Source organism: Lyngbya aestuarii BL J (assembly GCF_000478195.2).
GTDB lineage: Bacteria > Cyanobacteriota > Cyanobacteriia > Cyanobacteriales > Microcoleaceae > Capilliphycus > Capilliphycus aestuarii.
In genome coordinates this window covers 49,608-75,806 of sequence record NZ_AUZM01000014.1, presented here as the reverse complement: position 1 = coordinate 75,806, position 26,199 = coordinate 49,608, and the positions used below count along the sequence as shown (strand labels likewise).

Genomic DNA, 26,199 nt, shown 5'->3' with positions numbered 1-26,199 from the left:
TACAACAAAATTTATCCGGGATTAACTGACACTCATGTGATGAGATAGGGGAGCTGAAGAAACAGAACCCATTCCCGATATTCGTTGCAAATAGTCGGGAAAAGATGTAGGTAAAATCGTCCCAGTCAAACAGGTTCCATGCAGTTGACTCTCCTTTAACTGAGCATCTGTCAAGTCTGCATCCCTTAAATCTGCATTCGATAATTGAGCAAAGTTCAAATTTGCCCGTTTTAAACAAACCCCTTCCAAATTCGCTCCGGTTAAATTCGCTCCATTCAACCATACTGCTCGCATTTGAGCAAAACTGAAATTCGCCGCCGTCAAATTTGCTTTTGTCAAATTCACACCATTCAACTTCGCCTCGCTCAAATTCACTCCCTCTAGTTCAGCTTGAGCCAGATTAACCCCGTTGAGATAAGCCCCTCGTAAGTTCACTCCTGTTAACAAATTTCCCGTTAACTTCGCCCCTTGAAGTCTCGCCCCTCGCAGATTTGACCATTTTAGATTCGCTCCGGTTAAATCTGCTCCCCGGAGGTTAATCCCGTTCAAATCCGCACTGCATAGATTCGCATTGACTAGGGCTGCGACTCGTAAATTCGCCCCAACCAATATCGCCCCACTCATCTGAGCTTTGGGAAGTTTTGACCTCACTAAAAACGCCCCACTGAGATTGGCTTTCGTCAAATCCGCCTTTGCTAAGTGAGCTTCATTCATTTTGACAAAACTGAGGTTTGTTCGATGGAGACAAGCCCCCTCGAAGTTCGCACCCATTAAAAAGGCTCGACTGAGATTGGCTCCGGTTAGGTTTGCTTTTGAAAGGTTGACCCCAATCAGGATAACTCCCCTCAAATCAGCACCTTGTAAGTCTATCCCTGTAAAGTCTATTTCGCCTTGTTCATAACGTCTGAGCAGATCACTGACTTTCATGGAAATTCCACATCAACAGCCTATGATTACTATCTTGGCATGAACTCTTAAGAAAGTTTTTATACTTTTGTTGACGAAATGTCCCGATGTTATCTGAAATCTAGTTAAGCGGATTCTTACTCCTGGGACTTGCATTATCTGGCTGAATCTCGTAAAAATAAACAGGGATTGGGTGGACTAGATTTTCCCGCTTAAATTACCATACTCCTCAACCTCAACCCTTGAAATGACAAACTCTCCCGACTCGAACTCTGAATCGACTTCTCCCCGTCGTCGCCGTTGGCGTCGTGTTTTGATTTGGGGAGGTGTGGGACTGGGAGTAACAACGATTGCTGCGGGAACCACTGCCATTTGGTTTATTAACAATCAATTGGCTCCGATGGTCGGTGGTATTGTTGAGGGTATTATTGAGCGCCCTGTAACCGTTGGGCCAGTTGACCGGTTCACACTCAGTAGTCTTCGCTTTGGTCGTTCTGTGATGCCGGCTACCCCCACGAGCGACAGTAACGCCACAACGGAAGCAGTTGAGGTGGCGTTTTCATTATCCTCTATTTTCACGAATCCGACTCTAAATCTTGATATTACTTTAGTTAATGCTGATGTTTATCTCGAAGAAGATGCCGAAGGAGACTGGATTCAAACGGAATTAAATTTAGAAGGCGACCCACCCATTGATGTTAAATTTGGTGCGGTGGGTTTGAGGAATGCTAATGTTACTTTAACGCCCTATGTTGCGACCGGTTCACCTCAAGTTATCCCCTTAAATATTAGTCGGGCTGTTGTTGATATTACTGAAAACAATCAACGGATTAAAGGTCGTTTGAATGGGAGTTTTGAGCAGGGGGGATCGTTTTATGTGCAAGCAAATACTTTTCTGCCTGAAGGCAATATCGACGAGAGTGATATTGAGGGGAGATTGCGCTTAAATAATATTCCAGTTGGTCAGTTTTCAGGCTTGATTAAAGCTCCAGATTTTGCTTTACAAAGAGGCAACGTTGATGCTAATATTTTTGTAGAATTAGATGCGTTAAAACTTTCAAAGATTGAAGGAAAAGCGAGTCTTGAGGGGATTCAAATTGAGGTCGCCGATCTCGATAGACCGATACAACCCATTAATGCTCAATTTCGCTTCGCGGACACTCAAGCTAAAATTGAAAGATTAACAACGGGTTTAGGAGATATTAACGTTAATTTAAGCGGAACCGCAACAGCTAATCCGCAATTAAATATAGCAAAAACACAGTTAGATTTCACCGCCAATATTGAACCAACTCAACTTTCGACTTTTCTCGATATTGCGGAAAATGTCTCTGAAGAACCCATTAACTTACCTTTCCCCGTTTCAGGAGAAGTACAAACCGATGTAGGTTTAACGGGAACAGTTCAAAAACCCATTTTAACGGTCGATATAGACACAACTGCACCGACCCAAATTGATCGAGTTAATCTCGATAGTTTTAGCACAGAATTAAACGTTACCGCTCAAATCCAAGACGATTTTTCATTACAATCTGACCCAATTATTACCGTTAATTCCCTGCAAATTCAACCTGCTACGGGAGGTAATATTACCGGAGAAGGAACAGTTGAACTCAAGGGATTAAAACAACTGATTATTGATAATAAAACTCTTGTAGTTGAACCGATCAATGAACCCGAAGAAAAAACAGAAGTTGCGCCACAAACTCCTACTCAACCCCCAACTCAACCCCCAACTTTACTTCCGGTTCCCCCCACTTCAACCCCCAAAGAAACAGAAGCATTTCCTCTCAACCCTCAAATTAAATTTAACTTAGATGTTAATAATGTGGGCTTAGATTCGATTGTCGAATCCTATGGAATTGTTTCGCCATTTCGGTGGGGTTCAGTCTCGGCTGAAGCTGATATTTCAGGAAACTTAGAAAATCTTAAAGGAGAAGCCCAATTTTCCTTACCCACAGCAACCACTCCAATTTTTGGTCAAGCTGATTTAGATCAAACCAAGCTAAATTCAACGGTTCAAATTGCGGAGGGAAATATCACAATAAATGCCCAACAAATCCAACAACAACTCTGGAATGCCAATATTAACGCTAGTCAAGTCGCCCTCGAACCTTTAGTTAATATTGGATTACTTTTTTCTGACTTAGAACCCCGTTTAAAATCTGATATTTCAAGCATTAATTTATCAGACGGACGATTGGATTTAAAGGCAGATTTATTAGCAAATTTAGATAACATAGATCCGGCTGCAATTCGCGGCGAAACTGATCTCCAAATCAACTTAGGAGAACGTTCAATCAATGCCAATGCACAAATTAGACAAGGTACATTTTCTGCAAACTTTGACACCGAACCTTTACCATTATCTCGCCTTGTTGATGCGGGGATTACCTTAACCGATATTCCCGGGAATACTCAAACCCAAATTCAGAATTTAGAGATTCAAAACGGCATCGTACAAGCAGAAGGAACAGTTAGAGGAAATATTAATAATTTAGATCAAATCGCCGCCCGAACCCAAGCCTTAGTTAACCTGGGAAATACAGGCGGCGTTATCAAAGCATCCGGGCGTTTAAGTGGAGATTTATTTCAAGCAGAGATTGATACTTCAACGATTCCGTTAAATCCATTAATCGATTTAGGTTTACCCTTTGCTAACTTATCCCCTGATATCAATAATTCTATCCAAAATCTTGATCTTCGCAACGGAAGTCTAGAAGCAAAAGCCCTATTTTCTGGTAGTTTAAACAATGTTGATCAAGTCACAGGTACCCTCAACAGTCAGGTTAATTTAGGGAATTTTGGGGGAACAGTTGATGCGAGAGGACAGTTAACCAATGGTCAATTTCAAGTCAATGTTAATACCGATGAAGTTCCCCTTGAACCTTTAATTGATATCGGTTTACCGTTTGCTGATTTACCCCCAGATATTAATCGGGAAATTCAAGATTTAAACTTTAGAAATGGCGAATTACAACTACAAGCGACTGCATCAGGAAACTTAACCAATATTACTCCCGCCCAAATTACCGCGAATGTCGATGGTTTTGTTGATTTGGGACAAGCAGGGGGAATGGTAAAATTATCAGGTCAAGCCCTCAGTGGACGGTGGCAAACGATTATCAATGCTGATCAAATTGCTTTAAATCGATTTTCAGATCTCGTCGAGTCACAAACTCAAGATATTTTACAACCCTTACAACAACAAGGGTTAATTACGCAAGCCGAAGCAATGCCTTTATTGCGGGGAATCCTTGATAGTCGTTTAAGTGCAAGTGGTTCTTTAGTCGAACTCAAACCCGAAACTATTCGGGCAATGGGAGAGTTAGAATTAACAGAACTTCCAATTATCAAACAACCCCTAGAAGCAGCATTTAATTGGGATGGTGAACGAGTCGAAATTGAAAAACTTGAATCTCCACAATTTGGGGCGGATGGATTTGTTGCGGTAGAATTTTCAGGAACGGGAGTGCCGCAAGTCTCAAACCTCAACATTGATGTGCGTTTGTCAGACTTTAATTTGCAGTCTCCTGGTGTAGAACGGTTACTCGCCAATGTTCCCCCCGAAGTCGCCGGAGATTCGCCTTTACTGGCAGGTTTAGTCAACTTTGATGGGACTGTAACCGGATCTCTGTCAACGTTACAACTCACCGGGGACTTAAGTCTAGAGAATTTAATTGTCCGAGAGTTGGAGTTTGATCCTCTACTGGCTGGAAGCCTCAGCGCTGGATTAAACAGTGGGGTAAATTTAGCCTTAGCCGGAATTCAAGATCGGATCGAACTGGTTCTCAACGATCAATATTTACCCGAAAGTTTCCTGATTCGACAAGACGAAGCGATCGCACAAGGGACAACAGTCGGTGAGAATTTACTCGTTAATCTAGAACAATTTCCCCTCAGTATTCTGAGTTTAGCACCCTTAGCCGATCAAGGTCTCGGAGCAATTAGTGGTATTGCCACCGCTGATCTGTCCATTTCCCAGTTAGAAACCCTTGACCCCACTCAAATTGGCGTACAAGGAGCGATCGCCGTAGAAGAACCCGCCCTCGGTTATATTGATTTAGAACGCTTCAACGCCAATATCAGCCTGGCTAACGGACGATTTCAGTTAACTGAGGGTGAACTGGTCTACGGAGAAACGGAAATTTTAATCGCCGCCCGTGCTGACTTAGACGAAATTATTGCCGATTTACAAGCAGGTGTTACCGTTCCCTTTGGGGATAATATTCCTGGAACTCGCCCCGACTTTGAAGCAGAAATTGACATTCCCACTGGTAGGTTACAGGATGTCTTATCTGCTTTAGAATTATATAATCTCAGTGATCTCGCGCGAGGCCTCAAAACCCCTGAATATGGAACCGCAGCCGATGTTATTCCAACTCCTGTGGGTTTACCTCCCGATGCAACTTTGACTCAACAATTACAACGTTTTGAAGAAATTCAAGCCCTGTTTGCCCGACAACTTCTCAAAGATGAAGAAGAACCTTTACCTCCGTTAGAAGCTGTTAGAGGGAAGTTTAGCGGAGAAATTGCAGTTCAAGGTTCGATAGAATCGGGGGTTGTCGGCAAAGTTGCCCTCAATAATGTCGGGGATTGGACATGGGGGCGGTTTGATGCCAGTGAGTTTATTTTGAATGCTAGTTTAGATCGCGATAACGTCATACGGGTGTTGCCTTTGCAATTGACTAGCGATGAAACGGTTTATGATTTTCGGGGACAGCTTGCGTTAGATACCCAACAACCTTCTGGACAGTTTCGGATTAAAAATATTCGCTTAGAACAACTCCAAGATGAGTTAGAGAATTTTGTAGAGTTGCCCAATATTGATGTTAATGGTCAATTGAATTTTCGAGCCAATATCGCTGGGAGTTTAGTAAATCCACAAGCCACAGGAGAATTTACCGTTGTTGATGGTATTTTTAATCAGGAACCCATCAGAGAAGCCCGAGGAAGTTTTAGTTATAATAATGCTCGTCTATTTTTAGGAAGTACAATTCTTCTGACTGAACAAGATCCGATTCGGATTAAGGCTCAAGTTCCCTATCGTTTGCCCTTTGCTGAAGTTTCGCCAGGTAGTAATTTACTCCAAGCACAAGTTAATCTTCAAGATGAAGGTTTTAATATTATTGATTTACTCAATCCTGAAGTTGATTGGGTTGAGGGAAAAGGGTTGCTTGAGTTGAGTGTTCAAGGAATTTTGGAACAAGACTCCGATGGGAATATTGCCCGCATTTCGATTGAACCTCAAGGGTTGTTAAAACTTCAAGAGGGAATCATTAGTGTAGATAGCCTCAAACAATCAATTGTTGGGTTATCGGGAACTGCAATTTTTGTTAATGATCGGATTACCGTTAATGGAATTCAAGGAGAATTAACCGGAGAAGCCGGAAGTGGAAATATTACGGTTGCCGGGGTTTTACCTCTTATTTTTCCCTTTGAAGAAGAAGATCCCGATGTGACTAATCCCTTGCGAATTCAACTGGAGAATTTACAAGTAGGTGTCGAGGAATTGTACGTTGGAGATGCTGCCGGAATGATTGCCATTGATGGTAGTGCATTAAGACCTGAAATTGGTGGGGGAATTACCCTCTCAAACGGGACTATTATTGTACCGACTGCTGCTGCTGCTTCTCCGGATGCCGCCGGGGGAGGACTACCGGATACTGGGCCGGTTAAGATTAGTTTGAATAATTTTAGATTGACACTCGCAGAAGATCTTCAGATTGTTACTCCCCCCGTGAGTGAATTTTTGAGTGTTCCCATTGTTGACTTTTCTTTAGAAGGTACGATCGCTTTAAGTGGTACTTTAGAAAGTTTAGAAGATATTCGTCCGAGTGGCGTTATTGAACTCACAGGCGGCGCCCTCAACCTCTACACAACTCGTTTTACTTTAGATCGGGGTTATCCTCAACAGGCGATTTTTGTTCCCTCCGAAGGACTCGAACCGATTTTAGATTTACGACTGGTGACTCGGGTGCCAGAAACGACTCGTTTTCAAGCCCCAACTTCGGCGTTTTCCTCCGAGATTTCCGAAGGCCCAACTGCGAGTAGTTTAGGAACCGTTAGAACAATTCGGGTGACTGCATTGGTCAAAGGCCCAGCTTCTCAAATTAATGATATTATTCAATTAAAAAGTTCTCCCCCTCGTTCAAAAACCCAGTTAATTGCATTATTAGGCGGAAGTACATTTGAAGGCATTACAGGGGATAGTACCTTAGTTTTAGCGAATATTGCCAGTGCGGGTATTTTTAGTCAAATTCAGGAAAATGTTTTGGATGCAACTGGGTTAACAGAATTTCGTCTTTATCCAGCCCGTATTTCTAAAAGTGAGGGTTCAACAGCGTCTTCGGCTTTGGGTTTGGGTATAGAAGTCGGTTTAGATGTTACGGATAATGTTTCGGTTTCTCTGAGTCAAGTTTTAGCAGATGAACAACCCACCCAGTTTGGGGTCAATTATCGAGTGAATGATAACTTATTAATTCGGGGTGCGGCTGGTTTGGGGGGTGAAAGTGAGATTCGGTTTGAGTATGAAGTTCAGTTTTAATTCGGGGTTATACTGGGTTTAATAGATCTCTAGAAGTCGGAAATAAAAATTTTAGAAGTAGAACTCATGCAGCAAGTTAATGATTCAACTGAACCCATATATCGTAAACAACAAGATAATAAATGTCCCGATTTTCTGTATTTGGATTTAGAATTTAAGGATACACCAACTGACAGACTGGAACAGACCGAACTCCCCCAAAAAAAGGATTTATATCTAACCCTAAACTTTAATGAAGAATGGTTGGAACTACCCGGCGGAAAAGTTAAATATGGTCTTCGAGGCTTCGAGCTAAGATTAAACTTGACAAATTGTATAATTCCTGAGTTTTACCTATGTTTAAATGATACAATGAAGCTAGTTACTGAACGAGAAGTAGAAACTCAACGGGGAGTCGAAAAAAGTAGTAAAGTTGGCGGTTCACTGTCTCGGGAGAAAGCCGACTTAAGTGCAAAACAAGATTATAAAAATACAGAAAAACGAACAGAAAAGTTTCAGAAGACAGTCTATCATGTCTCGACGAAAGGAGATGAACTTTCTCCAGCTTGGGTATTTGAAGCGGATAAAGATGAGTCTGTACTAAAGGGAACACTCGCCGAACAGAAGCTGGCGACGGTAACAATTACAGATATTTCCCATCAATTGACAGCAACCTTTGAAGTGGTATCGAAAAATATTTACATCGGTGATGCGGAAGGAATCTGGCCGGATAATATTAGTCGAAACAAATTGGCAATTATTGAACGAAAAATTATTAATTGGTTACTGAAATCTAAATTACAACCCTATGTCAGTCAGGTGGAGTTAAGTTATGAATGAAGATCAATCCCTTCAAGAACTGGAAGCCAGTATACAGAAAATTATTGATGCAGATACCGATAATTTTCAGGAATTAGCTAAATTGGCTGATTTGAATCTCCAAACTGATTTCGTTAATGCAGACTTACACGGTACTAATTTAAGGGGTTTGAACTTTGCTGAAGCCGACCTCAGTGGAGCCAACCTCACTGGAGCCAACCTCACTCGAGCCTACCTCAGTGGAGCCAAGCTCTATGGAGCCTACCTCAGTGGAGCCTACCTCAGTGGAGCTGACCTCATAGGAGCCTACCTCATAGGAGCCTACCTCAGTGGAGCCTACCTCAGTGGAGCCTACCTCATAGGAGCCGACCTCATAGGAGCCTACCTCATAGGAGCCTACCTCAGTAAAGCCGACCTCAGTGATGCTCAGGTAGGAAATGCACGTTTTACGAGTAATAGTCCGGGAATGACGGAAGAACTCAAACAAGATTTGATCGCACGGGGAGCTATTTTTGATGGGGGTTCAAGAGATCGTGTTTTCGCCCCAACTTCTCGTTAATATTGAGTTGAAATTAAGCTAGGTCACGAGAGCGAGTATGATCAATGAAGCCGCACCAGAGAGTGATATTGATTTTCTGGTAGAATTTTTTATTAATGCAGGACTTTTTTAAATCTTATTTAAGCTATCAATAAATTTAATCTAACTGAATCAATGACTAAAAAATAGAGTCTAATCTTGAGTTACAAATCGATCTGTGACTCCTAGCTGACTCAAAAATCTCAGCACAATCGTTGCAAATACTGAAATTAGGGTTCGGTTAATCACATCCGAATATTGAGGGAATCTCGGATGACGTGTAGAGTGGTTTACGCTACTGTTGAAATGGGGGATCAGGGTGCAATAATGACACAGCTAGAGACTGTGATCGAACACTGCACAGCTTTGAACGAGATCCCAATTCCTGGTTATTCTGACACTAAAAACAACCACGCAACCATGATACCAAACGATTTGCTGACGACCGACTACTCCGACTCCACTCCTCAAAACCCCGATAAACCCGAAGAAGCTTGTGGTGTTTTCGGTATCTATGCACCCGGTGAAGATGTTGCCAAGCTGACCTATTTTGGATTGTACGCTCTCCAACACCGAGGTCAAGAATCAGCAGGAATTGCGACCTTTGAGTCAGAAAAGCTGTATTTGTATAAAGACATGGGGTTAGTGTCTCAAGTCTTTAATGAATCAATCCTCAGTGAGTTAAAAGGAAATCTAGCTGTCGGTCACACCCGTTATTCTACCACGGGTTCTAGTCGAGTTGTCAATGCTCAACCTGCTATTGCCAATAGCCGTCTGGGATCAATTGCAGTTGCTCATAATGGTAATCTCGTCAATACCCCTCAACTCCGCGAAGAAATTACCCGACGCCAATATAGTTTTGTCACCACGACAGATACAGAATTAATCGCCTTAGCGATCGCCTCAGAAGTAGATTCAGGTAAAAATTGGTTAGATGCTTGTATCAGCGCCTTTAAAATGTGTGAGGGTGCATTTAGTTTGACGATTGGGACTCCGGCCGGATTAATGGGTGTACGCGATCCTCATGGTATTCGTCCTTTAGTTATTGGAACTTTAGATACCAATCCCACTCGATATGTTCTGGCTTCTGAAACCTGTGGGTTAGATATTATCGGGGCCGAGTTTTTACGAGAAGTTAAACCGGGTGAAATCGTTTGGATCACTGAAGATGGATTGCAGTCTATTGAGTGGCAATCCCAACCCTCTCGCAAACTTTGTGTGTTTGAAATGATTTATTTTGCCCGACCCGATAGCCAGATGGAGGGAGAAAGTCTCTACACTTATCGAATGCGAATTGGTCGGGTTTTAGCAAAGGAGTCTTGTGTTGATGCGGATTTGGTGATTGGTGTTCCGGACTCGGGTATTCCGGCGGCGATTGGATTTTCCCAAGAATCTAATATTTCCTATATGGAAGGATTGATCAAAAATCGTTATGTGGGTCGCACTTTTATCCAACCGACTCAGGGAATGCGAGAAGCGGGTATTCGCATGAAGCTTAATCCCTTAAAAGATGTTTTGCAAGGGAAACGGGTGATTATGGTCGATGATTCTATTGTGCGAGGAACCACAAGCGGTAAGATTGTCAAAGCGTTGCGAGATGCAGGTGCAACCGAAGTTCATATGAGAATTTCATCTCCACCTGTGACTCATCCCTGTTTCTACGGAATTGATACTGATAACCAAGATCAATTAATTGCGGCGAAAAAGTCAGTCGCAGAAATTGCTCAACATATTGGGGTAGACTCCTTGGCTTATCTGAGTTGGGAAGGAATGTTGCAAGCTACCCATGAAGACCCTCAGAGTTTCTGTTCGGCTTGTTTTACAGGTCAATATCCGATTGATGTTCCTGAACCTATCAAGCGGTCAAAATTGATGTTAGAGGAACCTGCAAAGGTTTAAGACTGTTTACAGTCAGAGGTCGGGTGCAGGGGGAGATGGAACTGATCACTGATCACTGTCTACTGTCTCCGCCTCCTCTTGCCAAAGCCACTAATCAATGATTGTTCTTTGATAAGAATTTTCTATTACTCTCGGATTCACTCCGGAATTCTGTGCAGAACTTGGATAGATCGATCAACGTTCCGGATGTGATGCGAGAGGAGGATGCCACCAAAAGCTCATCTAGAATCCCACCTTACGACTGAAGACCTGAAAGTCCGTTACCGACAGGCTAGGGATACCACCGAAGCTCGTCGATGGCACCTACTTCAGCTCGTTGCCAGCGGTTGGACTATTAAAAGAGCCGCTGAAGTTGTGGGTTTAAACTACGACTATTCTAAGGAAATCATTCGGCGCTATAACCGCGAAGGCCCAAGTTCTGTGAGAAACCGCAGCCGCGATCGCCAACCGCCTGTTGCTCGTTCCTTGTTAACCTTGGCACAGCAACAGGAACTCAAGGAGGCATTACAAGGCCCGGCTCCGGATGGAGGTGCCTGGTCGGGTCCCAAAGTGGCTGAATGGATTGCTAAAAAAACAGGTCGCCAACACGTCTGGCCTCAAAGAGGTTGGGACTATCTCAAGCGACTGGGAGTAAACTGGAGACAGCGCAAAAATACCAACAATGATGAGTGAGTCTAATTTCCGCAAATTAGGTTTTCAGCCACTTAACATTGTATTGGTGCATCTACTTTGCGACTGTCCAACTGAGAAAACGTCTATCGAGTAAATGTGGGAATTTAAAACAGGTTTTTTCTTTACTCTATATCTAGAGTTGAGTTGAAATTCACTTGAAATTGTTTGCGAGTTTTACCATTAGTTCATCTATCTTCTCAGGGTTTGAAGGTTTTGAGATGACTATTTAACTTTGATCAATCCATCAGGGATGACCTTATTTTAAGCCAGATTGTACTCGCCACAAACTCGCATAAATTCCTGGTGCTTCTAATAATTGTTCATGTCGTCCCCATTCTACTAATTTTCCCCGATCCATAACGTAAATACAATCGGCATTCCGAACCGTTGAAAGACGATGGGCGATCGCAATGGTTGTCCGATTTTGGGTAATATATTCTAGCGATCGCTGAATGGCGGCTTCTGTTTCGTTATCGACGGCAGAGGTCGCTTCATCTAATATTAATATCGGGGGATTTTTTAATATGGCTCTGGCGATCGCAATTCGTTGTCGTTGTCCGCCGGATAACTTTTGTCCTCGTTCCCCAACTATTGTATCATATCCTTGCGGTAAGGTTTGAATAAAATTATCGGCTTCTGCGACTTGGGCGGCGGCGATAATTTCAGGTAAACTCGCATCAAATGTTCCATAACAAATATTTTCGGCAATGGTGCCGTGAAAGAGAAAAACATCCTGACTCACTAAACCAATGGATTGACGTAAATCTCTTAATTTGATCCGATCAATTTCGATCCCATCGAGGGTAATTGTTCCAGATTGAATTTCATAGAGTCGCAATAATAACTTCACTAATGTACTTTTTCCCGAACCTGTCGCCCCCACAATTGCGATCGTTTTTCCGGCGGGAATTTTCAGCGATAAATCTTCAACAACATTAACTCGATTATTGTAGGCAAAGGTAATATTTTTGATATCAATTTCACCTTTAACTTGATTAACCGGAAGGGGAATATCTCCCGGATGGGTTTCAATGGGTGTATCGAGTAAATTCATCACTCGGTTAATCGAAGCCATCGCCCGTTGATACTGGTCAAAGGTTTCTCCCAGTCGCGTTAACGGCCATAATAAACGCTGAGTAATAAACACTAAAACGCTATAAGTTCCCACCGCTAAACGTCCAGATATTGCTTGCATTCCCCCCAATAATAACGTTGCAATAAACCCAAAAAAAATCAAAATTCTAATCAGTGGCACAAACGCAGAAGAAAGTTTGATTGCCTGTTTATTACTCTGGCGATAGGCTTCACTTTGTTCGGTAATGCGTTCGGTTTCATAGTCTTCTGCGGTAAAACTTTTAATGGTTGTAATTCCGCTCAAATTATTCGATAACTGTCCATTTAAAAACCCCACTCGTTCTCTGACTCCTGCATAGCGAGGCGCGAGACGTTTTTGAAAAATCAGCGAACCCCAGATAATAAAAGGCATGGGTAACATGGCAAACCAAGCCACACTCGGGGCGATGATAAAAAATCCACCTCCGATTAAAATTACTGTTGTGATTACTTGGATAATTACATTTGCACCATAGTCTAAAAACCGTTCTAACTGGTTGATATCATCATTTAAAATTGACATCAAACTCCCGGTGCTTCGTTCTTCAAAAAAGGCTAATTCTAACTCTTGTAAATGACTATAAGCATCCAAACGCAAGTCATGTTGAATGGTTTGACCTAAGTTTCGCCACAGGAGTTCATAGGCGTATTCAAAGCTTGATTCTAATCCCCAAATTATTAAACTCAACAGTGATAATACCCAGAGTTGGCCGACAACATTTTCTATTCCCCATTGGGCGATAAATGAGTCTTGTTGGTTAACCACAACATCAACCGCAGCACCAATTAAAACAGGCGGTGCTAAATCAAAAAGTTTGTTTAAAATTGAACAAATTGTCGCTTTGAAAATTTCCATCCGGTAAGGATGAGCGTAGCGAAATAGGCGAGTGAGAGGATGAATGGTTTTAGATGATTTAGGAGACACTTTTCTAAATTCCGGTAGATGAATAAACCCTAACTGTACTTATTATTTTTGAGCGTAACTGTACAGAGACTTAAATATGTACTCTCATTGTTATACCATTTTTTTAGAACTTATTTTCACCTCTCCCTTATCCTCTCCTGAGATGAGAAGAAACTAATAGCCTCCTCCTACCCCCCTTTTTAAGGGGGGATTTAAGGGGGGATTGGGGAGGTTGGTAGGGGTAGAAAAGGGAGTCATAGGTTAAAAATTTTTCTGATGATTTAAGACCACTAAGAATTAATAGAACGAGCTAACAAAGGTGCCGCATTTAAAAGAGTTTTAGTATAAGGATGTTGAGGATGTTTAAAAATGTCTTCTGTTGAACCCATTTCTACAATTTTTCCGGCATTCATTACGGCTATTCTATCGCACAAATATCTCGCCACCCAAAGATCATGAGTAATAAACAAATAGGTTAAATTAAATTCTTGTTTCAAGTCTAACATTAAGGCTAAAACCTGCGATTGAACACTGGCATCCAACATACTTACGGGTTCATCATAAATGACTAATTGTGGATGAGTAATTAACGCCCTCGCAATGGCAACCCGCTGTTGTTGTCCGCCGGATAATTCACCCGGATAACGTTCAGAATACTCGGATGCAGGGGTTAATTCTACACGTTCTAACATTGCTAAAACTTGAGATTTTGCGGCTTCTGGTGTGGCTAGTTTATGAATAAAAAGCGGATCAGAAATTGCCTGTCCGATGGTCATCATGGGATTTAAACAAGCGAGGGGATCTTGAAAAACCATCTGCATTTGACGGCGATAGGAACGGACTTTAGGAAGTGATAAATTGGTTAATTCTGTCCCGGCAAATTCAACGGTTCCGCCCGTCGGACGGACTAACTGTAAAATACTTCGAGAGAGGGTACTTTTCCCACAGCCTGACTCACCGACTAGCCCTAATATTTCACCGGGATAAAGGTCTAAACTGACTCCATCAACCGCCTTAATTGCTGTTTGTTTGCGGGTAAAAAACTGTTGAATTAAATTTGATTCTAAGCTATAATATTGTTGTAGATTTTTAACGCTTAATAAGGGTTTAGCTTTGTTCTCAGAAATTAGAGGAGTTTCTGAAGGATCTTCAACCGCTTGAATATGTAAAGCTGCATTCAAAAGGGATCGTGTATATTCGTGTTGAGGTTGTTGTAAAAGTTGATCTGTAAAATTCATTTCGACCATTTTTCCAGCATACATCACCGCCATGCGATCGCAATATTCCCCAACCATTGCTAAATCATGGGAAATCAATAAAATCGCGGTTCCTCGTTCTTCACATAATCGCGTTAATTCTTGCAAAATTTGAGCCGAGATTGTCACATCTAAACTGGTCGTCGGTTCATCTGCTACAATTAATTTAGGATCAAGAAGTAAGGCTAATGCAATGGCGACCCGTTGTCGCATTCCTCCACTAAATTCATGGGGATATTGTGACCACCGACTCGCCGGAATTTTCACAGATTCTAATGTTTCAATCGCTTTTTCTTTAGCTTGGGAACGAGAAAGTTGAGGTTGATGAGCGTTCAATGTTTCGATACAATGTTCACCAATCGTCATCAACGGATCAAGACGAGTCATTGGGTCTTGAAATACCAACGCCACCGCTTCACCCCGAAACCGTCTCAACTGGTTGGGGTTCATCTCAAATACTGACTTTTCTCCAAATGTAACTCGCCCTTCCACTTTTGTAGAGGAGGGAAGCAACCGCATCGCCGCCCGCCCTAACGTTGATTTTCCACAACCCGACTCCCCCACCAGTCCCAACTTTTCTCCGGGTTTGAGGCTAAAAGAAACGTCATCCACCGCCCAAGTTACGGTATCGCTGCGACTCGGGTAGGCGACTCGAAGATGTTCGACGCAAAAAAGAGGATCAAACATGGGGGATGGGAGGTTAAGATTCATTTATTGTTGACGAATGACCTGAAATCCTTATTCTATCGAAATATATCAGCCAGTCGTCGATCAAGTATAGATGATTTAAAGAGTCATCAATTCTTTTCTAAATTTATCCTATGGTTAATGGCAACAAAAACTGGTTTAAACTTGCCTTTCGAGAAAGCAAATTCTGTTAATTTATTGTTTTGTTTTATCCCTACAATTAGCCGATGATTTACTCTGGTATAATGGAATTGTTGTCGGAATGATTAGCTTTACTTTGTTTGGTATTGAAGAAATAGGTCGGGAAATTGAAAATCCCTTCGGTTACGATCTTAATGATTTACAGTTGGATTCCATTTGTCAAACCATGCAACGAAATATCGCCGATATTATTTGCATAAAACCGAGCATTCACTGTCCTGAAAATCCGTTAAATTCTCGAAGTATAAACTAGCATAATTTATCATTTCATTATTAAATTTACTTAAAAAAGTGAAATATACATGGATATCGGTAGGCTTTACTAGGATTATTAAATACAGAAGCAATCCCAATTATAGGCATAATAAAACTCATAAAACAAACCCAAAGCAAAACTGGAATTGCTATTAAAGCATAAAAAATCAGAGGAAGAATCCAAAAAACTGGAATTGCAGCTAAAGCCAAGATGAAGAACAGAAAACCATAGATATTGATATGCAAATTTAAAGCTGCCTTAGCATTTGATCTCACCACCGAATCCTCAGTCGCAAAGAAAATCGCAAACGGAATTCCCACCGAAACTAAAAGACTACTAAAAAAAATCGAACCATGACACAAAGCTGATAACAGTCTGCGCTTATCTTCTGCGTTCATCAGTCACTCTCCCGATTCTCGGTTTACTCTTAACTTGTGGATGAATCTTACAAAGTTGGGGAAGTGTTCCCTTGTTGAATGGGAATCTGAATAATAAACTCCGATGCCTGTCCGACCTCTAATTAACATTCTAACAGCTTATGACTAAACTGTGGGGGGAGGTTTCCGGACTATGATCCGCGATACCGAGTCTGATTGTCCAGAGAATCGGTTAAATTCTCGAATTGTCAATTAGGACAAATAATCGCTTGATTCACGCCCTCTTTTTCCTCCAATTTTACCCTTAAAAAAAGCGAAAAATATACGGATAGCGGTAGGGTTTACTCGGATTATTAATCACAGAAACAATCCCAATAATTGGCATCACAAAACTAATTAACCCGACTATAAATAAAAGCGGAATTCCAATTAAAACAGAAATTAGAATAACACAGATAAAAGCCGCAATATAGAGATTGATATGAAAATTTAAAGCTTCTTTCGCATTTTCCTTGACCACCGAATCCTCAGTCGCAAAGAAAATCGCAAACGGAATTCCCACCGAAACTAAAAGACTACTAAAAAAAATCGAACCATGACACAAAGCTGATAACAGTCTGCGCTTATCTTCTGCGTTCATCAGTCACTCTCCTGATTCTCAATTTATTCTTCACCTTTAAACAGATTTAACCGCTTTCGAGAAGCAGTTGCTTGTCGAATTGGAATCTGAATCACAAACTCTGATCCCTGTCCGATATTAGAGTAGCATTCTAACTGACCCTGATGTTTTTCGACGACAATCTGATAACTAATCGATAGCCCTAGCCCCGTTCCTCGACCAATTGGTTTCGTCGTAAAAAAGGGATCAAATAGTTTGCAACGAACCTGTTCTCGCATTCCGGGGCCATTATCTACAATTCGGATCATCACCCAATTCGAGTTTACCACTTCGGTTTGAATTTGGATCGTTGGTTTTTGGGGAGAGAAATCATCATTAGACTCAAAATCAGACAATAAATACTCAACATTTGAGGTCTTCGGTTCATTTAAAGCATCAATAGCATTAACCAAAATATTCATAAATACTTGATTCATCTGACCTGCGTAACACTCCACCAAAGGAAGATTACCATAGCTTTTCACGACCTCAATTCCGACCTGTCCGGCTTGCTCTTTTAAGCGATTTTGCAAGATTAAAAGTGTACTGTCAATTCCTTGATGCAAATCTACTGCTTTAAACTCCGCTTCATCCAGTCGAGAAAAACTCCGCAACGATAATACAATCTGACGAATTCGTTCGGCTCCAATCTTCATTGAATTGAGCAGTTTGGGTAAATCTTCCTGAACAAATTCTAACTCAATTTCTTCAATATATTGCTTGATTTCTAACGCGGGTTGCGGATAATATTTCTGATAGAGATTTAGTAAATTTAATAAATCGTCTGTATGTTGAATGGCTGGAATTACATTGCTATAAACAAAAGTCACCGGATTATTAATCTCATGAGCAATCCCAGCAACCATTTGACCCAAACTTGACATTTTTTCAGTTTGAATCAGTTGAGTTTGAGTTTGCTTTAACTGTTGTAATGTTACTTCTAATTGTTGAGCTTGAGCTTGCGCTTGAATCGCATTTGCTTGGGTTTTAGCATAAAGTTGAGCTTGATTAATCGCAATCGCAAGTTGATCGGTAACGGCTTTTAATAATTCGATTTCATTCTCATTCCACTGATGAGTTTTTTGATGATAAGCACAAGCAATAATTCCAATTTCACCGCCTTGAGTTTCAATAGGAATTGACAACAACGAGAGAAAGCCTAACTGTGTTAAAAATTGACGCATCTCCGCTTCTGAAACCTCAGCAATATCATTAACTTGAATTCTCTCTAGCTGTAAAAATCGCATCGCCCAACTTCCCACCTGTTCTACAGAATAATCACCCACTAAACTCGGAAGATCTGAATTTTTAGACTCATAAACAATCTCCCAATAATCAAGAAAAAATGAATTTTTTGGAGAGTTTAATTGCAGTTTTGATTGAGAAATTGACGACTGAGAACGATACCAAACAAAATAACACCGATCAAGCTGTAATAAATCCTGAATCTGACCTACTGTTGTTTTTAGAATAGTATTGAGGTCAAGGGAATTCCGAATTTGACTCGCAATTCGATTAATTAATTCTTCCTGTTGAGCGAGTTGACGAAATTTTGTTTCCGAAGTTTGTAGTGCAACTTCAGCTTGTTTACGAGCGGTAATATCTGTGATCGTACCAATATAACCGATTATTTCTCCCTGTTCATTTTTTTGAGCGATCGCCTGACCAAACACCCAACTCACTTCACCTGTCGGACGTTGTATTCGATATTCAGAACGAAATGTTTTTCCCTGTTGAACTGTTTTTTGCCATTCTTGAACAACTCTAGATCGATCTTCTGAATAAATAGTTTTGATCCATCCTGTTCCTAAAGAAGCGGCTTGATTAGTTCCAGAAATTTCACAACAACGTTCATTAACATACAAACAATTTCCTTGACTATCTGTATGAAAAATTCCTACAGGTGAAGTTTCAGCTAAAGTTTGATAACGTTTTTCACTCTCTCGTAAGGCTTCTTGAGCTTCAATTTCATCGGTTACATCCTGAACCAATGATAAAATAGAAACCAGTTGACCCGACTCATCAAATAAAGCTGAATTGTACCAATCGCAATAAACAACTGAGCCATTTTTTGTATAATTGCGGTTGCGAATTAAATTCCGGGGTTGATCTCTATCCAGCAGCGAAGTCATGACTTCACTCACCGCTTCCACATCTTCCGGTACAACAAAATTCCACTCACTCGGATGTAAATTTATTACTTCTTTTGCTGTCCATCCGAAGATCATTTCTGCTTGTTGTGACCATCGTTGAACGTGAAAATTACTATCCCATTCAATCACCGCTAAAGGGGTATTTTCAATATGAAAACTAAGCTGTTGATGGGCGCGTTCAAGAGCTTGATTAATTTTTTCGAGTTCTTTTGGGCTTTTTAAAGCCAAAATTTGGGGAACTAAAGGAATAATTGCTGTAGCCGTCACCACTGAAATAAAAGCTGTAATTGCTTTGATTGTTCCTGATACCCAATAGATTGGATACCAAAGGGTGACTATCGCCATTAAATGCGTTAAACCACAAGCAATAATAAACGCCGCAAACAATAGGAAAACATGGACATAGGGTAAATCTTTCCGCTTCCGAACAAAGTAAAATAAGGTTGCTGGAATGGAAAAATAAGCCAGAACAATTAAGACATCAGAAATAACGTGTAATCCAACTAATTGAGGTTGCCAAAGGTAACAATGACCATGAGGAATAAAAGAACTTATTGCCAAAAGATCTGATAAAATTTCCATAATAGACTAATTGATCTGATTGGAATGGGTCGAAGCAGCTTAAAAGTAATTAAACAATAGATAGGTGAATCTAACACGAAATTGATACTTTCATCTCTAATATTAGCTCAAAGTTAAAATAGATCACCCCCTAAAAATTAATTTTTAATCATTTTCAAACTTCCTCTAAACAAAAAATATAAAAGTGATTTATAGATAAGTTTTACATCACTTATATCAATATTTTTAGTTTTAATAAAACAAAAACACTTAATCTTAGAGGTATTCTGGTAAGCTCTCTAATTTCCTTCGGGAAAGAATCTCTACATTACGAGTTAAGATGAGATCTATATTAACCCTGAACACTCAATTCATCCAGAGCTTTAACAGAATAGTCCTTTGAACTCAAGATTAAGTGATACCCAAAAATAGTTACATCCCTCATCAAAAGAGCGTCACCCGGCTTAAAGTCAAAAAAATCAGAAAAGTAAAATGATCACCCCAATTCAGCAGAAAGCACAGTCCGAGAACAATCTAACATCGAAAAACGGCAACAGTTCTCAAAATAATTAGCCATTAACCCCTAAGTTGCCAAGAAATTCCCAGTAATCTTGTGAATTTTTAGTGAAACTGCTCAGGAGATTCACCCCCTCGTCGCCCTATCCCGGCTTACCACAGACTTGATATTAAGGTGAAATTTAATTAAACTTATAAAGAAAAGGAACTAAATTTTTTGTTACTCTGAATCTATAGCTTTAGAACCGTAGTCACCCGAATCAATAGTTCTTCCCCTTTCCAACAAGGCTTTGAAATGTCCCCAGAAACTCAAACCGAACTTCAACTCGAAGTAGAACGAAGACGCAACTTTGCCATTATTTCTCACCCCGATGCGGGGAAAACCACTCTAACCGAAAAACTCCTGCTGTACGGAGGCGCTATCCACGAAGCAGGCGCTGTAAAAGTCCGTAAATCCCAACGTCACGCCACTTCTGACTGGATGGCAATGGAACAACAACGGGGAATTTCCATCACCTCCACCGTGCTACAGTTTGAGTACAGTGACTACCAAATCAACCTTCTCGATACACCCGGCCACCAAGACTTCAGTGAAGACACCTATCGTACTTTAGCGGCCGCCGACAACGCGGTTATGCTCGAAGATGCGGCTAAAGGGTTAGAACCTCAAACCCGCAAGCTGTTTGAAGTCTGTAAAATGCGGAGTCTTCCCATCTTCACCTTCATCAATAAAATGGATCGACCGGGACGCCATCCCTTAGAACTCCTCGATGAAATCGAACAAGAACTCGGACTCAAACCCTACGCCGTCAACTGGCCAATCGGCATGGGAGACACCTTTAAAGGCGTATTTGACCGCCGTACCCAACAAATCTATCTCTTTCAGCGATCGCATCATGGTAGCCGTGAAGCCACAGAAACCATCATTAGTCTCGGCGATCCTCGCATTGAAGACCTCTTAGACCAAGACCTCTACTACCAACTCAAAGAAGATTTAGAACTCTTAGAAGAAGTCGGATCAGATCTAGACCTCGAACAAGTCCATCAAGGCAAAATGACCCCCGTATTTTTCGGAAGTGCCATGACCAACTTCGGGGTGAAACTATTTCTCGAAGCTTTTTTGGAATACGGCTTAAAACCCGGCATTCATCGCAGTACCCAGGGCGAAATTCCCCCCGAGTATCCAGAGTTTACAGGCTTTGTGTTTAAACTCCAAGCGAATATGGACCCGAAACATCGCGATCGCGTTGCCTTTGTGCGAGTCTGTACCGGAAGATTTGAAAAAGATATGACCGTCAACCATGCTCGTACAGGCAAAACCGTTCGTCTGTCTCGTCCCCAAAAACTCTTTGCTCAAGACCGAGAATCGATTGCAGATGCCTATCCCGGTGATGTGATTGGCTTAAACAATCCCGGTGTATTTGCCATCGGCGATACCATTTACAACGGTCAAAAACTTGAATACGAAGGGATTCCTTGCTTTTCTCCCGAACTCTTTGCCTACCTGAGAAATCCCAACCCCTCCAAGTTTAAACAGTTCCGTAAAGGCGTTTCTGAGTTACGGGAAGAAGGTGCGATACAAATTATGTATTCTGTTGATGATGCTAAACGTGATCCGATTTTAGCCGCCGTCGGTCAACTGCAATTTGAGGTGGTACAGTTCCGACTTCAGCAAGAATATGGCGTAGAAACCCTTCTCGATGTCCTTCCGTACAGTTTGGCGCGTTGGGTGCATGGCGGTTGGGAAGCCCTCGAAAAAGTTGGACGGTTATTTAATACCGTTACGGTTAAAGATAGTTGGGGACGACCTGTATTGCTATTTAAAAATGAATGGAATTATCAACAGGTGCAAGGCGATCACCCAGAGTTGCAACTTAATAGTGTTGCGCCCGTTGTTTCGGGTCAAGAACCTGAATCTATCTAGTTAACCTCCACCAGGATGGGAGTTGAAACCTAACTGCTAGAGTCGGGTTTCAATCTTTGTTTTTGCGTCACGGTTAACGGGGGAGTCTGTCAATCTCCGTTGTCTTTGACCACCAACACTGAACAGTGAGCCTCCGCCACAACTTGAGCGCTGACAGAACCTTGTAAAATACGATTTAACCCAGTCAATCCCCGACTTCCCAGAATAATTAAGTCTACTTTGTAGATATTTGCCAGGCGAATAATCTCGACTGCCGGATCACCATGAACGATTTCCAGTTCACTCCGAAAATCTAACTTGTCTTGATAAAGGCGGAGTTGCTCTTGGAGAAATTCTCCTGAGTCGGGATGAGGACGATCGGCGAGGGCTTCGCTATCAGACTCCTGGGCAGAAATCACATGGGAGAAGATAATATTTGTGGTCGGTTGTAATTGAAATTGTTCTAGAGCCTGAATCACCAACTCAGTCGATGGTGAACCATCAACAGCAACCAATATTGTTTTCAGCACAGATAGAGTTATCCTCCCAGACGACAAGCTACGATTGTTCGTGACTTCCAATCATACCAAGATCTGATCCTCAAACCCCGAATATCGAGATTACTTGACCGCAAATATTCAGTTACAACTGACCATCAAGATCAAAATTCCCTTGATCGTCAGAGGTTTCCGTTCGCAAACGTACTGAGTCCCCATGAGAGGGTAAACCTTCAGCAGTCGCCAGAATATTAACCGCATCAGCAACTTTTTGGAGAGCCGTAGGAGAATATTGGATTAAACTAGAATGCTTCAGGAATGTTTCCACCCCCAAAGCCGAAGCATAACGAGCCGCCCCGGAAGTCGGTAAAGTGTGGTTCGGGCCTGCGAGATAATCTCCCACCGCTTCTGGAGTTGAACTGCCCAGAAAAATAGCCCCCGCATGGCGAATTTTTTCCACCATTGCCCAAGGATCTGCAACTTCGAGTTCTAAATGCTCTGGAGCAAATTCATTAGACAGTTTAGCGGCCGCTTCTAAAGACTCAACCACAACCACTAAACCATAATGAGCGATCGCTTTTTCTGTTAAGGTTCGTCGAGGGTGATTCGTGAGTTGACGTTCGACTTCCGTGACAACCTGACGGGCTAATGCCGAGTCTGTTGTCAGTAAGATCGCCGCCGCCATCGGATCATGTTCAGCTTGAGCTAACAGATCCACCGCCACATAAACTGGATTTGCCCCACTATCGGCAATCACTAAAACTTCTGATGGCCCGGCGAGGGAGTCAATGCCAACCGTTCCATACACTAACTTTTTCGCTAAGGTGACATAGACGTTCCCCGGCCCTGTGATCACATCAACGGTTGGGATTGTTTCCGTACCGTAAGCTAGAGCGGCTACTGCTTGCGCTCCACCCACGCGATAAATTTCTTGAACCCCGGCCACTTGTGCGGCCACCAGCACGGCTGGATTGACTTTACCTTCGGGGCCTGGAGGCGTAGTTATGACAATCCGAGGGACTTTCGCCACCTTCGCCGGAATTGCATTCATTAAAACGGTACTCGGATAAGCTGCTCGGCCTCCGGGAACATATAAGCCCGCCCGATCAACCGGAGTGTAGCGTTTACCTAAGACCACATCATCCTCTTGAAACTGAACCCAAGATTTTGGAATCCGTTGTCGGTGAAAGGCCTCGATTTGTTTAGCCGCCAACCGAATCGCATCGAGAAGTTCTTTAGAGACTTGCTGATAGGCAGCATCCAACTCTGAACCACTGACACGCAACTGTTCTGGCGTTAAGGTTTGGTGGTCAAATTCTTGGGTGTAGTGCAGTAGAGCTTTGTCACCTTGTCGTTTAACGGTTTGCAGCACTTCCCGCACCGTTGCCTCTTTATGAAGGATCATGTCATCATGGGTACGACTCGCGATCCGTCGTAGTTCTGATTGTGCTTCAACCCACTGAGTGATAATTCGCAGCATGGTGATAGGAGTGCCAACCTCAAGAGTTATCGGCTAGAAGACGGAATTGGGAATCAGTCCAGAAATGGAGTGGACAGTACAAAATCGGAGTCACTTCGAGTCGGAGATTCAAAATCCCCCTTTTGCCTTGACCTGTCTCGATTTCAGCATTTTCCATCACCTTTCATCCATTCCGAATGTTGGGTGTTCCCGAACTTCTTGTAATAGTTTAACGTATCCTACCCTTGCCCGTCCCAGATTCCAGCTTTTCGCTCACTTCCCATTGCTTTTTTTTCCTTGATCCAGGTGAGAGGGCCTGCCCTTAAAGATTTTCGGACACCCGACGAAGCGGATCACGCTTGATCCAAAAATCCAATTTTTTCGGTTACTATTTTTGCAGAAAAGATGTTATAGTAGTATTTCTGTAACTTGTGTATCTAGAAGTCCTGAAGACCCGCATTTGGTGAGAACGCGAACCTATGGCTAATATTAAGTCTGCCATCAAACGAATTGAAATTGCCGAACGCAATCGGCTCCAAAACAAATTTTACAAGTCCGCCGTGAAAACGTTAATGAAAAATTATTTCGCAGCGGTCGAAAAATACGCATCTGATCCCAACCCAGACAACTTAAACGAAGTCAATCAGAGAATGTCAGCCGCTTACAGCAAAATAGACAAAGCGGTCAAGCACCGCGTCCTCCATCGCAATAATGGCGCACGAAAGAAGGCTCGACTGGCTAAAGCTCTCAAACCTTACTTCCCAAATCCAAATGCTCAGGAGTCCGCAGTGTCCTAAGGAATCCTAAATGGCTGTAGACAAAAGAGAAAAAATTACTCATTTGTCATGATCAACAGGGGAAGGGAGATGAGTTAGCTCTTCTCCCATTTGCCAATTGATAAAGATTCATTCGCAGCGACTCAAGAACTCGATCCTAGAGCGTTCTGCCCTGAATCTCCTCTATTGTATTCTAGAGTTCTAAACATTTAGATATAAAAGTGACCCTTAAATTAAGTCAAAAGTTGCAAGTGAGTTAACAACCCGTGACCGACTGCCAATCTGATCACAAAGGAGAGGGTTAGCACGCCTCACTTGCTAAAAGCGTAGAAAATTGGCGATCTTTACTGATCTTGATCCCCACTAACCGGCACTTGAGGAAAATCACACCCACGCGATTGTCAAGTTTGCCTGGGATGCCAGACAGCCCTAACCCAACTTCTGTCAACATCACGTTAAAATGCAGTTGAATTGCTGCCAAGGCTCTCCCGAAACGCGAATCTACTCAATTATAATGCAGCTCGTTGATACTCACGTTCATCTTAACTTTGATGTTCTCGCATCGGACTTAGAAGCGATTCAACAACGCTGGAAAGCTTCAGGTGTTGTTCGTTTAGTCCATTCCTGCGTACATCCACACGAATTCACCGAAATTCAAGCGATCGCAAATCAAGTCGAAAACCTCTTTTTTTCAGTCGGTTTGCATCCATTAGACACCGAAAAATGGACAACCGTTACCCCAGACCAAATCCTCAAACTGGCGCAATCCGATTCCCGTGTCGTCGCTTTAGGTGAAATGGGACTGGACTTTTATAAAGCCGATAACTACGACTTGCAATTGCTTGTGTTTGAAGCCCAACTCGAACTGGCTTATCACCTAAACAAACCCGTCATTATCCATTGTCGGGATGCAGCCGAACCGATGCTTCAACTCTTGCGAAACTTTTGGGAGCGACAAGGCCCGGTTCAGGGTGTCATGCACTGTTGGGGAGGAACACCCACAGAAACCCAGTCCTTTCTCGATCTGGGATTTTACATCAGCTTTAGTGGAACAGTCACCTTTAAAAAAGCCACTCAAATTCAAGACTCAGCCCGGATAGTCGATAGTCAACCCCTTTTGATCGAAACCGACTGTCCTTTCCTGGCCCCTGTTCCTCGTCGGGGAAAACGCAACGAACCCGCCTACGTGCGTTATGTCGCTGAAAAAGTCGCCCAACTTCGAGACATACCCGTCGAGATTCTCGCCCGACAAACCACCGAAAACGCTTGTCGGTTATTTGGCTTACCCCAACCCGAACTCCAAGAAGAACAACCCTTGAGTGTTTAACCCCAATTTTTGAGAGGGGACTTTTTACCCCAAGACTCACTATTATCCGTTCCAAATCAACAACTCTTGAGGAAAAAAGAATAATCGGCTTTTGTTGAACCCATTCAATTCAGCCTCAAGGAAACACCCCCAGCTTTCACGCCCCAAAGTAGAGGA

General features: G+C 42.2%; 17 protein-coding genes. 9 read left to right on the top strand and 8 right to left on the bottom strand.

Annotated features, from left to right (window positions below; all coding sequences use genetic code 11):
- Nucleotides 1-21: 21 nt before the first annotated feature.
- Complete coding sequence (locus M595_RS08360) at nucleotides 22-927, bottom strand: pentapeptide repeat-containing protein (protein WP_023065727.1); 906 nt, start codon at nucleotides 925-927, stop codon at nucleotides 22-24.
- A 226-nt stretch (nucleotides 928-1,153) separates the two neighbouring features.
- Between M595_RS08360 and M595_RS08355 the strand changes: the two genes are divergently transcribed.
- The 5 genes from M595_RS08355 to M595_RS08335 all read left to right on the top strand — a co-directional run bounded on the left by M595_RS08355 (nucleotide 1,154) and on the right by M595_RS08335 (nucleotide 11,399).
- Entirely contained in the window at nucleotides 1,154-7,453 is a 6,300-nt protein-coding gene (locus M595_RS08355; RefSeq protein WP_023065705.1) for a translocation/assembly module TamB domain-containing protein, read from the top strand.
- A 66-nt stretch (nucleotides 7,454-7,519) separates the two neighbouring features.
- Entirely contained in the window at nucleotides 7,520-8,272 is a 753-nt protein-coding gene (locus M595_RS32205; protein WP_023065721.1) for a hypothetical protein, read from the top strand.
- On the top strand, nucleotides 8,265-8,810 hold the full coding sequence (locus M595_RS08345) for a pentapeptide repeat-containing protein (protein ID WP_023065740.1): 546 nt from the start codon (nucleotides 8,265-8,267) through the stop codon (nucleotides 8,808-8,810). The genes M595_RS32205 and M595_RS08345 overlap by 8 nt, the downstream gene beginning before the upstream one ends.
- A 438-nt stretch (nucleotides 8,811-9,248) precedes the next feature.
- Nucleotides 9,249-10,727 (top strand): amidophosphoribosyltransferase, encoded by a 1,479-nt coding sequence (gene purF / locus M595_RS08340; RefSeq protein ID WP_023065714.1) that lies wholly within the window; start codon nucleotides 9,249-9,251, stop codon nucleotides 10,725-10,727.
- A gap of 204 nt (nucleotides 10,728-10,931) precedes the next feature.
- Entirely contained in the window at nucleotides 10,932-11,399 is a 468-nt protein-coding gene (locus tag M595_RS08335; protein WP_009782322.1) for a helix-turn-helix domain-containing protein, read from the top strand.
- A 256-nt stretch (nucleotides 11,400-11,655) separates the two neighbouring features.
- Here the strand turns inward: M595_RS08335 and M595_RS08330 are convergent, their stop codons facing one another.
- Together M595_RS08330 and M595_RS08325 are read right to left on the bottom strand one after the other, a co-directional pair.
- Nucleotides 11,656-13,368 (bottom strand): ABC transporter ATP-binding protein, encoded by a 1,713-nt coding sequence (locus M595_RS08330; RefSeq protein ID WP_040483798.1) that lies wholly within the window; start codon nucleotides 13,366-13,368, stop codon nucleotides 11,656-11,658.
- A gap of 338 nt (nucleotides 13,369-13,706) precedes the next feature.
- A complete protein-coding gene (locus tag M595_RS08325) occupies nucleotides 13,707-15,359 on the bottom strand; it encodes a dipeptide ABC transporter ATP-binding protein (RefSeq protein WP_023065693.1) in 1,653 nt (550 codons plus the stop codon).
- Between the two features lie 184 nt (nucleotides 15,360-15,543).
- On the opposite strand from M595_RS08325, the gene M595_RS08320 reads away from it, so the two are divergent.
- Nucleotides 15,544-15,813 (top strand): bestrophin family protein, encoded by a 270-nt coding sequence (locus M595_RS08320; RefSeq protein WP_338041646.1) that lies wholly within the window; start codon nucleotides 15,544-15,546, stop codon nucleotides 15,811-15,813.
- Between the two features lie 26 nt (nucleotides 15,814-15,839).
- Here M595_RS08320 and M595_RS08315 read toward each other — a convergent pair whose 3' ends face one another.
- The 3 genes from M595_RS08315 to M595_RS08305 all read right to left on the bottom strand — a co-directional run bounded on the left by M595_RS08315 (nucleotide 15,840) and on the right by M595_RS08305 (nucleotide 19,586).
- Entirely contained in the window at nucleotides 15,840-16,214 is a 375-nt protein-coding gene (locus M595_RS08315; RefSeq protein ID WP_023065738.1) for a DUF4870 domain-containing protein, read from the bottom strand.
- A gap of 283 nt (nucleotides 16,215-16,497) precedes the next feature.
- Nucleotides 16,498-16,833 carry a DUF4870 domain-containing protein gene (locus tag M595_RS08310; protein WP_023065671.1) on the bottom strand — a complete coding sequence of 112 codons (336 nt, stop codon included), beginning with the start codon at nucleotides 16,831-16,833 and terminating at the stop codon, nucleotides 16,498-16,500.
- A gap of 23 nt (nucleotides 16,834-16,856) precedes the next feature.
- On the bottom strand, nucleotides 16,857-19,586 hold the full coding sequence (locus M595_RS08305) for a PAS domain S-box protein (protein WP_023065700.1): 2,730 nt from the start codon (nucleotides 19,584-19,586) through the stop codon (nucleotides 16,857-16,859).
- Between the two features lie 790 nt (nucleotides 19,587-20,376).
- Between M595_RS08305 and prfC the strand changes: the two genes are divergently transcribed.
- The gene (prfC, locus tag M595_RS08300) at nucleotides 20,377-22,005 is read left to right on the top strand and encodes a peptide chain release factor 3 (protein WP_023065702.1); all 1,629 of its coding nucleotides are present in this window, start codon (nucleotides 20,377-20,379) and stop codon (nucleotides 22,003-22,005) included.
- 89 nt (nucleotides 22,006-22,094) lie between these two features.
- On the opposite strand, the gene M595_RS08295 is transcribed toward prfC, so the two are convergent.
- Both M595_RS08295 and hisD read right to left on the bottom strand, forming a co-directional pair.
- Entirely contained in the window at nucleotides 22,095-22,514 is a 420-nt protein-coding gene (locus M595_RS08295) for a universal stress protein (protein WP_023065709.1), read from the bottom strand.
- A gap of 112 nt (nucleotides 22,515-22,626) precedes the next feature.
- Complete coding sequence (gene hisD / locus M595_RS08290; protein WP_023065698.1) at nucleotides 22,627-23,961, bottom strand: histidinol dehydrogenase; 1,335 nt, start codon at nucleotides 23,959-23,961, stop codon at nucleotides 22,627-22,629.
- A gap of 458 nt (nucleotides 23,962-24,419) precedes the next feature.
- On the opposite strand from hisD, the gene rpsT reads away from it, so the two are divergent.
- Nucleotides 24,420-24,737, top strand: a complete 318-nt coding sequence (rpsT, locus tag M595_RS08285; RefSeq protein WP_023065722.1) for a 30S ribosomal protein S20 — start codon at nucleotides 24,420-24,422, stop codon at nucleotides 24,735-24,737.
- Nucleotides 24,738-25,230: 493 nt separating this feature from the next.
- Nucleotides 25,231-26,043 (top strand): TatD family hydrolase, encoded by an 813-nt coding sequence (locus tag M595_RS08280; RefSeq protein ID WP_023065673.1) that lies wholly within the window; start codon nucleotides 25,231-25,233, stop codon nucleotides 26,041-26,043.
- Nucleotides 26,044-26,199 lie beyond the last annotated feature (156 nt).